This is a genomic window from Flagellimonas sp. (assembly GCF_965215805.1).
In the GTDB taxonomy this organism is placed as follows: Bacteria; Bacteroidota; Bacteroidia; order Flavobacteriales; family Flavobacteriaceae; genus Flagellimonas.
This window is the reverse complement of sequence record NZ_OZ244124.1, coordinates 706,491-721,122: the sequence shown is the minus strand read 5'-3', so window position 1 is coordinate 721,122 and position 14,632 is coordinate 706,491. Positions and strand designations below refer to the sequence as shown.

General features: G+C 43.1%; 7 protein-coding genes. 1 reads left to right on the top strand and 6 read right to left on the bottom strand.

The genetic code is table 11. From position 1 onward, the window contains the following. Window positions 1-5 precede the first annotated feature (5 nt). Window positions 6-1,196, bottom strand: coding sequence for a Pycsar system effector family protein (locus ACOOE0_RS03180; protein ID WP_420401029.1), 1,191 nt, complete (start codon window positions 1,194-1,196; stop codon window positions 6-8). A gap of 53 nt (window positions 1,197-1,249) precedes the next feature. On the opposite strand from ACOOE0_RS03180, the gene ACOOE0_RS03175 reads away from it, so the two are divergent. Continuing rightward, on the top strand, window positions 1,250-4,954 hold the full coding sequence (locus ACOOE0_RS03175) for a metallophosphoesterase (protein WP_420401028.1): 3,705 nt from the start codon (window positions 1,250-1,252) through the stop codon (window positions 4,952-4,954). Here the strand turns inward: ACOOE0_RS03175 and ACOOE0_RS03170 are convergent. From ACOOE0_RS03170 to ACOOE0_RS03150, 5 genes are read right to left on the bottom strand one after another with little or no spacing between them, the layout of a single operon-like run. Beyond that, entirely contained in the window at window positions 4,951-5,811 is an 861-nt protein-coding gene (locus ACOOE0_RS03170; RefSeq protein WP_420401027.1) for a hypothetical protein, read from the bottom strand. The two genes, ACOOE0_RS03175 and ACOOE0_RS03170, sit on opposite strands and share 4 nt — an antisense overlap. Further along, complete coding sequence (locus ACOOE0_RS03165) at window positions 5,804-6,706, bottom strand: GyrI-like domain-containing protein (protein ID WP_420401026.1); 903 nt, start codon at window positions 6,704-6,706, stop codon at window positions 5,804-5,806. Before ACOOE0_RS03165 ends, ACOOE0_RS03170 begins: the two co-directional genes overlap by 8 nt. 29 nt (window positions 6,707-6,735) lie before the next feature. Then, window positions 6,736-8,061, bottom strand: a complete 1,326-nt coding sequence (locus ACOOE0_RS03160; protein WP_420401025.1) for a vanadium-dependent haloperoxidase — start codon at window positions 8,059-8,061, stop codon at window positions 6,736-6,738. 10 nt (window positions 8,062-8,071) lie between these two features. Beyond that, entirely contained in the window at window positions 8,072-11,314 is a 3,243-nt protein-coding gene (locus ACOOE0_RS03155; RefSeq protein WP_420401024.1) for a VCBS repeat-containing protein, read from the bottom strand. Beyond that, complete coding sequence (locus ACOOE0_RS03150; protein ID WP_420401023.1) at window positions 11,307-14,618, bottom strand: FG-GAP-like repeat-containing protein; 3,312 nt, start codon at window positions 14,616-14,618, stop codon at window positions 11,307-11,309. Before ACOOE0_RS03150 ends, ACOOE0_RS03155 begins: the two co-directional genes overlap by 8 nt. Window positions 14,619-14,632 lie beyond the last annotated feature (14 nt).

Genomic DNA, 14,632 nt, shown 5'->3' with positions numbered 1-14,632 from the left:
ACGGATTACAGTCTTTCTGTTCCACCCAAGAAATTAAAGGACAGGGCAAATGCAATAACAGAGACTACAATACCAACTATAAAGATGGTATAGGTCAGTCGTAATATCTTGTACTTTCTATTCAAGACCAGTCCAAGGAAATAAAGGTCCTTGGTCAAGGAGGAATAAATATAATCCTTGTCTTTGACCAGTTCTTGAATGGCCCATTCGTAATCCCCAAGGCTCATTTTGTGGAAGTTGCCAAAAAACAAGAGGTTCACTTTTTTGTCTTCAACATCCTTTTTGGTGAACTGTCCGCTGGTTACATTGGGGCGAGTGGCCAAAACAGCCAATATCATGGAGACCACACTGAAGGTAATAAATATGGCCGTTGGGAATATCAGGTATGTATTGGTAGGATTGTCCAATTTTGGAATAAGATTGGAGAGCGCCACCGAAATGATAATCGCATTGACGGATAGCAGGATATTTGCCTTGGTATCCGCAATATCACTTAAGGTAAGGTGATTTTTAAGGGTAACACGGAACAACGTTTGGATTCCACGATCGGGACTTTCACTTTTGTATTTGGCTTTTAAAGCTTCTTTTTTAGCGATTTCCTTCTCCGTTTTTTTCTCCTTGACCAGTTGTTTTAGATTCTTTTCCTTCCCCTCTTCCCAATTATCCTTGGCATAATCCGTGTAAAACTGGTGTTCATTGCGGAACATTTTGATGTTGATATCGCGCCATTCCTTATTGGAATAATTGGCGATATCCAGTTCCTTGAGTTCCTCTTTCAGGAAATCCGTGGTTTCCCAATAACTTTTCTTTGCAAAATGGGAGGCATCTGCATCCCTGATGATCTCTTCTGTGAGATTGGAAGGTTCATGGAACCTTTTGGTGGCCAAAATGGCGGCACAGATCTGTTCAATGTCTTCTGGGTTGTAATTTTCACGCTTTAAAAAATCCGTTGCAATCTTGCAACTGGCCTCCTCATGGTCTTTGGAGCCCTTGGTATAGCCCGTATCGTGAAACCATGCCGTCAATAGTAACTTTTCCTCATCTGCCGGGCCTAGTTTGTAAAAATTGAGTAATTCTTTAGTACTTTTAACTACACGCTGCGTATGTCGCAAGTTGTGGTATAGAAATTTTGGGTCCAGTTGATTCTCCAGAATTTCGGTGACAAAGGATTCAGCTTTTTCTACTATTTCCGACATAACAATTATTTGAACAACCCAAAATACAAAATTTTGGCATCAACCTCAGTGATATGAAACAACATTACTTTTTTATCCTCTTGCTGATTTTGGCATCTAGTTGTGCTACCTACGAAACAAAATACGCTTCTCCATTTGTTCAAGATACCAAAGGTACAACCAAGGAAGTTGAACATAGCTTTTATTTGATTGGTGATGCTGGAAAATCACCTCGTGGTGACCTTAACCCTGCTCTTAAGTCTTTAAAGTCGCAGTTGGACCAAGCGGATAAAAACAGTACTGTCATTTTTCTGGGGGATAATATTTATCCTGCAGGATTTCCGGACAAGGATGATGATCCCGAAGGTCATGCTTTGGCCAAAAACCATTTGGATGCACAAATAAAGGCTGTTGAAGGCTTCAAAGGAAGAACGGTCTTTATTCCAGGGAATCACGATTGGTACAGCAAGGGATTAAAAGGTTTGGAACGCCAGGAAAAATACATTCAGAAAGCGCTGGATAGTAAGAAGGTTTTTCTGCCAGACAACGGCTGTCCTATAGAAAAAATTGAAGTAAGCGATGATATCCTTGTGATTGCCATAGATACCGAATGGTTCCTAGTGGATTGGGACAAACACCCAACGATAAATGATGATTGTGAAATCAAGAATAGAACACGATTTTTTGAAGAGTTGGAAAGCCTGATCAAAAAAAATGTGGATAAAACCACTATCATCGCCCTGCACCATCCCATGTTTACCTACGGGTCCCACGGGGGATATTTTTCCTTCAAACAACACATTTCCCCAAGTGGGGACATCCCTCTTCCCATTTTGGGAACTGCAATCAACTTACTTAGAAGAACCTCTGGGGCAACTGTAGAAGACCAGTCCAATAAATTATACAATAGGCTAAAAAACAGAATAGTTACGCTCTCGCAGTTCTCTGATAAGGTCATTTTTGTCTCTGGACATGAGCATACGCTTCAATATATTGTGGAAGAAGGAATCCCTCAGATTGTAAGTGGCTCCGGGGCAAAAACCGGGGCAACCAAATTGGCCAATGGAAGTGAGTTTTCAACTGGTAAAATGGGGTATGCCGTGCTAAAGGTGTTTACAGATGGATCTTCCCATGTGGATTTTCATAGTGCCGAACCAGCAGAAGGGGTGCTGTATCAAACTGAGGTACTTCCGCCCAACCGCACGGGGGATAAACCCAATTATTCTGACAATTTTCCAGCGGTTAAAAAAGCCGCCGTGTACACCGATGAAGAGGTGGACAAAAGCGGATTTCATAAATGGTTATGGGGTGAGCGTTACCGAAAGTACTACGCAACCCCGGTTGAGGCGCCAACCGTTTTGCTGGATACCCTCTATGGTGGTTTGTCTGTAGTGCGAAAAGGAGGTGGGAACCAATCCAATTCCCTACGGCTCAAACATAAGGACGGTAGGCAGTTTGTGATGCGAGACCTTAGAAAAAGCGCCGAACGGTATTTACAGGCCATTGCCTTCCAGGAGACCTATATCATTGGCAAGTTCGAGGATTCCTATCCCGAAAGATTGTTGCTGGATCTATATACAGGAGCGCATCCTTATGCGCCGTTTACACTGGGCCCTCTTTCCGATGCGGTGGGATTATACCACACCAATCCCAAATTGTTTTATGTGCCCAAACAGAATGCTTTGGGTGACTTCAACAGAGAGTTTGGTAACGAGTTGGTCATGATTGAGGAGCACGTTTCCGAAGGACATGATATAGAAAGTTTTGGTAAAACAAAGACGATAGAAAGCACCTATGATTTTATCCAGAAACTACGAAAGGATGAAAAATATAGCTTGGACTCAGAAACCTATGTTCGCGCGAGGTTGTTTGATATGCTTATTGGGGATTGGGACAGACATGTGGATCAATGGCGCTGGGCCGAGTTTGATGGTGAAGATGGCAAAAAAATCTATAGACCCATACCTAGGGATAGGGATCAGGCCTATTCCATTTGGGGGGATGGATTTGTTATGGGATTTGGTTCCAAAACGGTTCCCGGCTTACGTATTTTTGAAGGTTTTGGGGAAGAAATCCGTAGTGTAAAAGGGTTCACTTCCTCTCCAAGGACATTTGCACTGGATATGGCTCTTCTTTCCGAAACCACCATGGAACAATGGGTGGAACAGGCTAAATACATCCAACAGCGTGTGACAGAAGCCGTAATCGATGAATCTTTGTCCCATTTTCCACAGGAAGTACAGGATGAAACGGTGAACCTAATCAAGAAAAAACTGCTATCCAGAAAAGCCAGTTTGGAAGATACGGCTAGAGAGTACTTTGGAGTAATCAATAAGTACAGTGTGGTTACCGGAACGGACAAAGATGATTATTTCCAAATTACGTCGGATAATGATGGGAACTTGGAGGTAAGGGCCTATCGCATAAAGAATGGGGAGCGAAAGGATTTGTTTTTTCAAAAAACGTATAGTCCAAAGTATACCAAAGAAGTTTGGGTCTATGCCTTGGATGATGACGATGTTTTTGACATCAACACGGCCACCTCGGAGATTAAACTTAGACTTGTGGGGGGACAAAACAACGATGTCTACAAAGTAGCTGAAGGTTCCAAAAAGGTTCACACCTACGACTTCAAGACCAAAAAGAACACCTATGATGAAACTTTTGGGGGCAATATTCATAGGATCAATGATTATGATACAAATACTTACGACTTCTTAAAGATTAAGGCCAGTAACAATCAGTTTTTACCCACCATTGGGTTTAACCCCGATGATGGTTTTAGAATCGGATTCACAAATACCTACACCCACAATGGTTTTAGGCAAAACCCATTTACACAGCAACATGTTTTTAATGGAGCTTTTTATTTTGCCACCAATGGCTTCGATTTTGGTTATAAAGGCGAATTTGCAAATGTGCTGGAAGGGGTAAACTTGGAGTTGGATGCCCGATTTACCAGCCCCAATTTTTCCATTAACTTTTTTGGTTTTGGGAACGAAACGGAAAATCTGGATGACGACCACCCATTGGGATTGGACTTTAATAGGGTGAAACTGAGTACCATCAAACTGGCGCCATCTTTGGTATGGCGTGGTAGATTGGGATCAAAGGTGAGTCTGGGGGTTACCTATGAAGACTATGAGGTGGAAGAGACCGAAGACAGGTTCATTAACGATTTTTATGTGGCCAATGGAGAGGAAAATGAGCAAAGCTTTTTTGGGGTGGATGCAGGGTATAGCTATTCCAATACCGATAGCGAAGCATTTCCGACACTAGGGATGAGTATTTCGCTCCAAGGCGGATTCAGAACCAACCTCACGGAATCTGGAAGGTCGTTTACGTACTTGATTCCCAGTTTATCCATGGATCATAAATTGTGTTCCAACGGAAGATTGGTCTTGGCAACAAAAGTAAAAGGGCATATCAATTTTGGAGATGAATTTGAGTTTTATCAAGGAGCCAGCATTGGAGCCAACGATGGACTACGAGGTTTCAGGTTCCAGCGATTTACGGGAAAATCTACCTTTTACCAGAATACGGATTTAAGATTGAGCTTTAGAAAACGAAAAGCTGGGGTGCTTCCAGTTACTCCAGGTATATTTGGCGGATTTGACTACGGTCGGGTGTGGTTCCCTGGTGACGATTCCGATAAATGGCACAATTCCTACGGAGGTGGATTTTTTGTGAATGGCGCGGGTATATTGTCAGCTAATTTGGGTGTTTTTGGAAGCTCCGACGGAATGCGCTTTGCCTTCGGGCTTGGATTCGGATTCTAGTCCAAGGAATAGGAGTAGAGGTTTCTCCCCTTGGTCTTGGACTGCTCATCCGCGATTAGGATGGTGTTATTGTCCTTGAAGCAAATAGATTCTTGTTGGGTTCTGTGCAATACATCTATGGTCTGCAACTTTCCTTGGGTAAAATCATCAGAGTCAAATTCTGTGAACAACCAGATAAAACCGGAACCCAATAGAGCCACTTTTTTACCATCAGGGGATATGTCCGCTCCCGTAATGGAGCAGAATAGAGGATCTGTACAGGATTTAAATTCTCCAACCAATGCTGCTGCATGCTCGCCTTTTTCCGCTGGCACCTTATAGATATAGGCCTTTCCCAAATAGGGTCTCGAGCGATCTTTGGTGATGAGGTATAGGAAGTTGTTATGGTAAAAAAAGGCCTCACAATCGAAATGCAACTTGGATTTTTTGGGCGGAAATTTCTTTTGTTCCGGATAGTGGAACTTGATTTTTTCCACCTTGATTTTTCCCTCTGTGGCATCATCTGGATTGGGAACTTTTAAAATCCGAAGATTTTCTCTCTCGTTGTTGTTGTTTCCAAAATCCCCGACATAGATGTTCCCTTCGGGATCTTTGGCCAAATCTTCCCAATCGTGGTTTTTGGCATTATCAATTTTGAACTGTTTGATCAAATTGGCCTCTAAGTTTACCGCGTAAATCTGGTTTTTGTTGCCATTGTCCTCAATGGCCCAAATGGTCTCTCCGTCATTTGTGGTTATACCGGAGATTTCGTTCAGTTTTGATGGAAGTTTGCCCAGATAGGTAAGATCGCCATACCAAGGCTTTTGCGCACAGGAGTGCAGGAAGGCAAGAAGTAATATAAACGGAACCTTATTCATTACGTTCTTTAATGGGCATGTAGATCTCTGCTTTCCATTCCAGCTCGTCACCACCCATATTGGGATTGTTAAAGAATACTTCCACGGGATTGGGTTCAACCTCAATGTTGTTCTTCTTGGCATAGTCCAGCAATGCATACCAAGCCCTGTCCGAGGTAATGTAATTTCCGTGATAGACGGCTTTTAAGGCTCTTTTTTTGAAAATACGCTTGTACTGTATTTCGGTATCCATGGGAAGTTTTTCAGAGCGAATGATTGGATGTCCAAAATTGTATTTAAGGCTATCCGTTTCCATATCCCAATCGGTTACCTGAATCATTGGTGGGCCGTTGAGTTGTGCTTGGTTTTCCAAGATAACCTGACTTACAAATGACAAATTTTGCATCATTCCGCGTGCCTTTTGAATCTGGGTTCCCGCTACGGGTACATAGGCAAAATATTTTTCAGGAATCTCGTCTTCCCCAACAATGATCACCTTAAACTTATTGATATGATCCTCAATGTTTTCCATAAGGTCGAGAACCGTTTTTCTAGACCGTTTTTCAAAATCGGTATCCGAAAAAGGAACTTGCAATTTATTGGCCAAGCTATGTTGCTCATCCCTGACATTTACAATGACCTTGGAGAGCGAATCGTTTATGGGAACTATTTCCCAAGCATAGGTATGAATGGAGTCATTAAATTGCAATTTTTGACGCAGTTCGTAAAGACTTCCGTCCTGCGTTGCAGGGGTTACGGCATCCAAGGTTTTATCCCAGAATTTGATGGTTTGGTTGATGGCTCCAGGAAAAGTTTTTACTTCAAAACGTATGGTATAGTCCGAAGGTTTGAGAAAAAGATACCACACCAATGCTATCACAATGACTGCCGAAAAGAACCAAAGAAACTTCTTCATATCCACATCCTCTTGTACGGGAACAAGAGTTAGTTCATATTAAGATTGTCAACAACGAATTTGCCCAAGTCCCTACCTTGTTTTACGCCAACATCCACAGCAGCTCGGTAGTGGATTCCTCCATACATTCTGCTGATGGCGGCTTCGTTGGCTGCCTCACGGAACGAATTGAACGAACGGACAGGTAACCCATAAGGAACTTCGGTATCGTCATCAAAGGCAAAGTTGTCCCCAAAAATGTCGGTTAAGGCTACTGCTGCTGCTCCTGAGACCACGCTATGTCCACTAGTATATTCTGGAAACGGCGGGGTTTGCAGAACGGGTTCCCAACTATCATCAATGTGTTCATTGATCAGTGTCTCGGGACGGATGAGATTACTTCGGTATTTTTCGTCCCAACAGCTAATGAACGCATCTGCAATGGCAATGGATGTTTGCGTATAGGCATAAACGGTTTTGGCGAAGTCCGAATTGGTCTTACGAGTCGCTATTTTGGTGATTCCGATCCAATGCGCACCAGGAGTGATTTTCTTTGTGGCAAACATCAAATGTCCTCTTGTAACAGATACATAGGGATTGCAATCCCAAAATTGGGCAATGGCCACTTCCTCAGAATCATCTCCTTTGGCCGTAATCTCTTGGCTGATGTCATATACCTCCTTTACCTCTTTGTAAAAATCAGAACCTTCCTCCATGGAAAAAGGGGGAGGGGGCGCAGGCTTAAACTGTCCTGCAGAATCGATTACAAACGGACGGATTTTGTTCCAATGGGGCTCAATACCACTCATATATGCGGGCGGGGTAGGTTGCCAACGCGAAGGATCATCTGAATTAACGGTGAACTTGGGCATGGTCCTAGTCTGCTTATAATTGTCTTTGTCCATCCACGCTTGAATGTGATCGGCTACTTGTAAGCCGTAGGTTTTGGACGCATTGAAAACACGCTCATTTTTGTCGGTCCAAAGAGCATACAAGCTGTCTTGGTAGGTCTCAATTTTTTCCTCCGAGAAAATCAACCTTTTGCTCATGTCCATATGGGCTATCAATGCTGAAAGTTCATAATTGATGTTAGAGGCATCCTGCGGTTGTGGGATGTCTGTAAATTCACGGACTTGACCTGATAGGGACTTATAATCCTCATATTTTTGGGCCAAAATCTCATAGGCTGCAACATTGGGATAGGCAAAAATTCTACTTGCCACCGGGGGGGAGAAAATATCATGGATCATGACTTCGGTTACCTTATCCACTGAATTGTGATAGTCCTCTGGTGATATTGTTATGGCTTCCTCCTTTTTGGCACAAGAGAAAATTACCAAGGTGAGGGATAGTAGTGCTCCAAATCTTCCTTTCATGGTATCAAAGTTAATTATTAAGTCTGTATACTTGCGCTCTATCATCATTGAAGACCGCCAACAGATATTTTATGTTGTTTAAGCTTAGTGTTTTTAGATGTCGAATGGATTTTTTGCTGAAATCCAATCCCAGTTCATTCCCCAAAATTACTTCCTCCTCGTTACTTATCAAAGCCCCTGGAAATGAATCCAATCGACCGTGATAGGGTTTTACACCAAAATAGTTTCCACCGGCCAACACTTCATTGGTGCCATCACCGTCAAAATCGTCCACTGCAAAGTCCATTATAGGGGCCAGCTGAAGCTCCACATCAAAAGGAACGAATTTAAATACTCCGTTTTCATTTTTAAGATAGCCAGAGGCTAAAGTATGAACTTCCAAGACCTGGGCCTTATCCAAAAGCTCTTTGGGAAACAGCCCATCCACGGTGGTGCCCGCAAAGGATTTATAGCTGGTAAATCGTTTTTTCAGAGATACCATTTGGGAAGCCAATCCGTCCAAGGTCTCTAAAGGGTAATATATGCCATTTTTTTCCAAAGCCGTAACGGTTTCGGTTTGTCCGTTCGCATCAAAATCGTGGACAAAAAGCTTCATGGGATATTCTTTGGACGCTTTAAATTTGGTGTTGGCACCCCAATTACCCAACATATAATCCATATCTCCGTCAGCATCAATATCAAAAGCGGCGATGCTTTGCCAAAGTCCATTCAGGTCAAGATTTCCAACTTCCTTGAATGTGCCATTTTCGTTCTTCAGGAATTTTGGAGACATCCATTCCCCAATGACGATAAGGTCTACAGTGCCATCCTTGTCAAAATCGTCCCAAAGAGCGTCGGTTACCATTCCCTTGTATGCCTCTCCATCAAATCCAGGATAAAAATCAAAACCACCATCCTTGTTTTCCAAAATATAGGAGCGGGGCTCTGTCCCAAATTTGGAGGTAATAGTATGTCCCCCAACAAAAACATCCAAATCCCCATCTTGGTCAAAGTCATTTGAAACTACCACAGACGAATTCTGAAAAATTTCTGGAAGTTGTTGACGGGCAAAAGCGGTATCGGTCTGGATATAAAAGGCATCCAACAAAGCGTTTGATTTACCAAAAAAGTCTCCACCTCCTGCAGTCAAAAACAAATCGTTTTTTTGATCATTATTAAAATCACCAATGTGGGCAGAAACGGTTTCAATTAAGGAATCTGCTTCTATGCTTACGAAGCTTTTTTTACTAAAAGCGGTGTCCTTTTGAACAAAAATCTGGGCTGACGCAAATTTGGAACCTCCAAAGTAAATATCTTGATTGCCATCATTGTCCAGATCGCCCACGGCAACAGCAGGCCCCCGATCGGAAACTTGGTAGGGAATCAATTTTTCACGATTGAAATCGGTGTAATTATCTTCAACGTGTGTAAAATCCAAGCCCAAATTGCCCGGCACTTTTGTAAAAAGTGGTTTTGCCTTGGTCTTAATCGTACCGTATTCAAAAGGTCTGTTATTTTTTTGGCTGATGGTCAAGGTTTGGTTGATGCTCGGTTTCTCAATGATCTGGTATGTCCTATCCGGCCAAATTATTTTTAAGGAATCCACTTGCTGCGCCTTGCCGTATCCGAAGTGGATAATGGGCTCGGAAGAAGCCTGGAATCCTCTCGAAGGAAACAGCTCCTTGTACTGAAGTTTTCCATTGTGGTAGGAGTACACCTTGGTTCCGAATCCTTTGGTGTTTTTTCCCTTGTAGTCCAGCTTTATCTTCAAAAAATTAGCACCAGCATTCTGTTTGTTGATGTAGACGGAAACTGGGCCATTGATGTTGTTGGAAATAAGATCTAAATCGCCGTCCCCATCCAAGTCTCCCATTGCGGTAGCCCCTGACATTAGCGTATCTTTGGTAATCCAATCCCCAGCCATATTCTCAAAAGTAATGTCTGGGTTACCTTTAAAAATGTAATTATTTACGTTTCCAGAGGGCATAAGTTCCAGGGCTTCCTGATCCACGAGCTTGGTATTGTCCATTTTTTGTTGGATCTGTTCGCTGGAAACGAACTTGATAAAATCCAGGTCATTCGGCCTCTTTGGAATTCCATTGGAAACAAAGAGATCTTGAAATCCGTCCATATCATAGTCTCCAAAGAGTGCGCTCCAGCTCCAGTCTGTTGCCGCTACCCCGCTAAGGAGGGCAGTCTCAGCATAGTTGCCATCCGGTTGGTTCACATACAGCATGTTTCGTGTAAACTGATAATGGTAACCATACCGTTCTATGCGCAACTTCTGGGTTTGGATATTGTCATCACCTTCAGAGGATTTAAGTGCCACCTCATCTTCTGGCAGCATATCCAAGGAAATCAGGTCTGGCCGTCCATCCCCGTTGATATCTGCCACATCATTACCCATGGAAAATCGGCTGGTATGGCCAAAAAACTGCTTTAGACTTTCGGTAAAGGTGCCGTCCCCATTGTTCAAATAATAGTAATCGTCCTCATGAAAATCGTTGCCCACATAGATATCGGGATAGCCATCCAGATTAAAATCGGAAATGGCCAAACCTAGACCATATCCATTGACGCCACCAAAAATCCCAGCTTCTTCACTGACATCCACAAATAGACCGTCGTCATTTCTCAGCAGTTTGTCCCCAGTTTGGTAATTGCGATCATACCGAAGCTCATGTTTCCCATATGAGTTTTGGGTATGCACGGCATGATTGAGCAGATATAGATCTAAATCCCCGTCCAGGTCGTAATCCAAAAAAGCGGCATTGGAGCTATAAGTGTCAAAGTCAAGCCCATATTTTTCGGCACTTTCGGTAAAAGTATTGTCCCCGTTGTTGATATAAAGCTCGTTGTATCCGTCAAAACCATTGATGCCCACCACGGCACATACGTAGATATCCAAAAGGCCATCCCCATTCACGTCACCCATTACCGTGCCCGTGTTCCAACTGCTGTTTCCTTCAATCCCCGCACGTTCAGAGATATCCTCAAACTCTAGGTTTCCCTTGTTCAAATAGAGTTTATTCTTGACTTGGTTTCCAGAAAAGAAAACGTCAGGCAGGTCATCGTTGTTGATATCCCCAATGGAAACCCCACCCCCGTTATAGAAGTAGAGGTAATCCAGAATACTCAGGTTTTCCGACTCCTGTATGGTATTGGAAAAGGTAATCCCCAAATCTTTGGGGTCAGGATTTTTGAAAAGGCTTCCTTCATTTCCACAACCTGCCAACAACAAAGCCCCAAAAAAGGGTAATAGAATTCTATTCATTGATAGCGAATATCTTGGGTTTCTCGTTATTGATTGCGGCCACCAAGTATCTTCTGCCTTGAGCATCTTTTAGTGGTTTGAGGTATTTGACCTCTTCTTTGATTTTAAAGCCACTTTCGTCGTAGTTAAGCCATTCATACCCTAATTTCCCGTCGCCGAGGAGCAGGTTTCCATAGCTGGCATCCAACCTTGAAAATTGGGGCTTAAACTCAAAATTGTTACCTGCCATGACCAAATCCAAATGTCCATCGTTGTTAACATCCGTACAGGTAATATCGCAAATGCACGATAGTTGGGCTCTTGGCGGCAATTGTTGGATGGTGAACTTGCCATCTCCGTCATTAATGGCAATAACTGAGGCAGAAGTAGTAACCTGTTTTACAATGGACTTGTCCAGAATTTCCTTCGGAAACAGCTCAGTGATGGTTCTGGAAGCATAGTCCGAAGCTTTAAGGTTCTCCTTCTTTAAAGAAACCAGCTGCTCGGTCAACTCCCTTTTTTGATGAATGGGGTAATCGCCACCATTGTAATTTTGGGTAACGATTTGCTCTATAGTTCCATTGTTGTCAAAATCGTTGATCCAGATTTTCATCGGTTGCTCTTCGGATAGGGGTTTGTAATGAACATTAAGGCCTTGATTGCCCAAAATGAGGTCTAAATCCCCGTCCTTGTCCAAATCTGCGGCTTCCACCGTGTTCCACCAACCATAAAGACTATCCAAAGAAGAGCTCATCTGGGTAAGCTTCCTACCCGTGTTCTTATAGACTTTGGGCGCATCCCATTCCGTGGTAACCACCAAATCCTTTTTATTATCCCCATTTATATCGACCCATTTGGCATCGGTGATCATGCCAGCGTTGTTCAAATCATAAGCAAAACGTTCCGTGCTGTCCTCAAAAACTCCATCGCCCTTATTTTCAAGGAATAGGTGGTCTGGAGAGATTCCATAGACCCCAACCACACTTCGGGAACCAACAAATACATCATTGTCCCCGTCCCCATCAAAATCGGAGGGGGCAATGGTGGCAATGTTCTTAAAAGTGGAGGGAAGATCACGTTCAGATTTTGAAAAATTCCCAGTACCATCGTTGATGTAAAGCCTGGGTTTATAGTTTCTCTCAACACCTACCCTGTTACCTCCTGAGCCTACCATTAGATCCAAGTCGCCATCACCATCGGCATCAAAGAAAGCAGCGGCTACATCTTCATATATTTTGTCTTTTTCAAAGACAGGGGAATTTTTTGGAACCGCTTTGCCCTGACCTTGGTGTAGGTAGACAACCCCAGCTTGGTTATGGGCACCACCAATAAAGAAATCCTCATTGCCATCACCATTTACATCGCCAACAGCAAGGGACGGGCCTTCTTGGGACAGCTTCTTATAGATTAGTCCCTCGTAATCAAAATCATTGTAATGGTCTTCTTGGTGGGCCATCAAGTTACTGGTCTCCAATTCACTGATAAAGGTAGGTTTGGCGGCTATTTTTGGAATGACATATTGCGTAGTGGCCTCGGCATGATCCAAGGAAACTACCTGATTGGGCGCGACGTTTTCCAAGAGTTGGGTTTGCTCATCCGGCCATACAATTCTGATGGAATCCAGATTCTCCGATTTCCCAAGGCCCAGAGTCATGGTATAATCCATGGAAGATTGAAAACCTCTGGATGGAATAAGTTCTTGGTTGATGATGTTTCCATCAAAATAGAATTTAGCCAAGGTTCCAACCCCAAACGGATTGCTGGCAGGCCCCTTGAACTTCAGCTGGATATAATTGTGATCCAGTTGTGAGTCTGCGTTGTTACGGTAGATAAATGCCTCCGTGTTCACATTGTTAATGACCATATCCAAATCCCCGTCATTGTCCAAATCCCCATAAGCCGCCCCGTTGGATCTTGTGGGTAGTTCAAACCCCCATTCCTTATTGGCATTTTTAAAGGTGATATCCCCATTGTTTTTATAGGCATAGTTGGGTTGGGGCTTAATTGGCATTTTGTTGATGATAGAATCAATGGATTCCTTTCTTCCGGTCAAGGCCATTTTTTGGATAATCTCATTGGCAAAGAAGTCCACAAAATCCAAATCCGTAAGGTCATGGTTTATCCCATTGGTAACAAAAATATCCTTGAGACCGTCATTGTCCATGTCAAACATAAGCCCTGCCCAGCTCCAATCCGTGGCATCAACCCCGCTATAGTAGGCTACCTCAGAAAAGGTGCCATCCCCGTTGTTGAGTTGCAGGGTGTTTTGAATGTACTGCTGAAAGAAGTCCTTGCTCTGTTTTAACTCAAAAATGTTGTAGCCCTCAAATTCCATTACGGATTTCACCCTTTCTTCAGGCTCTGGAAGCATATCCGTAATAAATATGTCATTGTGACCATCATTATTGATATCGGCAATGTCAATCCCCATGGCGGACAAGCTCAAATGGGAAGTCCAGTCCTTTATTTCTTCGGTAAAGGTTCCATCTTTTTGGTTGATGTACAGGTAATCCCGCTCATAAAAATCGTTGGAGACGTAAATATCGGGATAGAGGTCGTTGTTGAAATCTGTGACCAGTACACCCAGCCCAAATCCTATCAGGCTACCATAGATGCCCGCATCTTCGCTTACATCCACATATTTTCCATTGTCGTTCCGAAGGAGCATGTCGCCTACACCTCTGAAAATATGAGGTACACCTTCCCAATCTTGTGCTCGTGTCTCTCTTTGTTCCGCATAGCCCAAACTGCTAACGGGGATGTTGCTGTTATTGAGAATGTAAGCATCAAGATCTCCGTCCTTATCGTAATCAAAGAAAGAAGCATGGGTGGTAAATCCGGTTTTGGCCAAATTGTATTCATGGGCTTTTTCCGTGAAGGTCAAATCCCCGTTATTGATATACAGGTCATTATCGTGGTTGTTTCCCTCAAGATTTCCCGCATTGCTCACATAGATATCCAGCAAACCATCCTGATTGATATCAACCATGACCACTCCCGTTGACCAGGGTTTATTACCCATAATACCGGCAGTCTCGGAAATATCCTCGAATTTTAGATTGCCCTTGTTCAGGTATAAACGGTTGGGAACCATATTGCCCGTTAGGTAAATATCCGGCAGCCCATCATTGTTGATATCGCCAATGGCAACACCACCACCGTTATAAAAATTCCTGTATTTGAATATGTTGAAGTTCTTTTGGTTCTCAACCTTGTTCACAAAATTCAATCCAGTTTCCGCCGAAGGAAGCAAGGTAAACAGAGGTTCTGTTTCCTTAGAGTCTGTTTCTTCCTTGGAGGTACATGAAATTGTCAATATAGCCATACAAGCCACTTTAA

Excerpts from the sequence above, each read along its gene's own strand:
- ACOOE0_RS03180 (WP_420401029.1), bottom strand. The coding sequence starts at position 1,196 with ATGTCGGAAATAGTAGAAAAAGCTGAATCCTTTGTCACCGAAATTCTG.
- ACOOE0_RS03175 (WP_420401028.1), top strand. The coding sequence starts at position 1,250 with ATGAAACAACATTACTTTTTTATCCTCTTGCTGATTTTGGCATCTAGT.
- ACOOE0_RS03170 (WP_420401027.1), bottom strand. The coding sequence starts at position 5,811 with ATGAATAAGGTTCCGTTTATATTACTTCTTGCCTTCCTGCACTCCTGT.
- ACOOE0_RS03165 (WP_420401026.1), bottom strand. The coding sequence starts at position 6,706 with ATGAAGAAGTTTCTTTGGTTCTTTTCGGCAGTCATTGTGATAGCATTG.
- ACOOE0_RS03160 (WP_420401025.1), bottom strand. The coding sequence starts at position 8,061 with ATGAAAGGAAGATTTGGAGCACTACTATCCCTCACCTTGGTAATTTTC.
- ACOOE0_RS03155 (WP_420401024.1), bottom strand. The coding sequence starts at position 11,314 with ATGAATAGAATTCTATTACCCTTTTTTGGGGCTTTGTTGTTGGCAGGT.
- ACOOE0_RS03150 (WP_420401023.1), bottom strand. The coding sequence starts at position 14,618 with ATGGCTATATTGACAATTTCATGTACCTCCAAGGAAGAAACAGACTCT.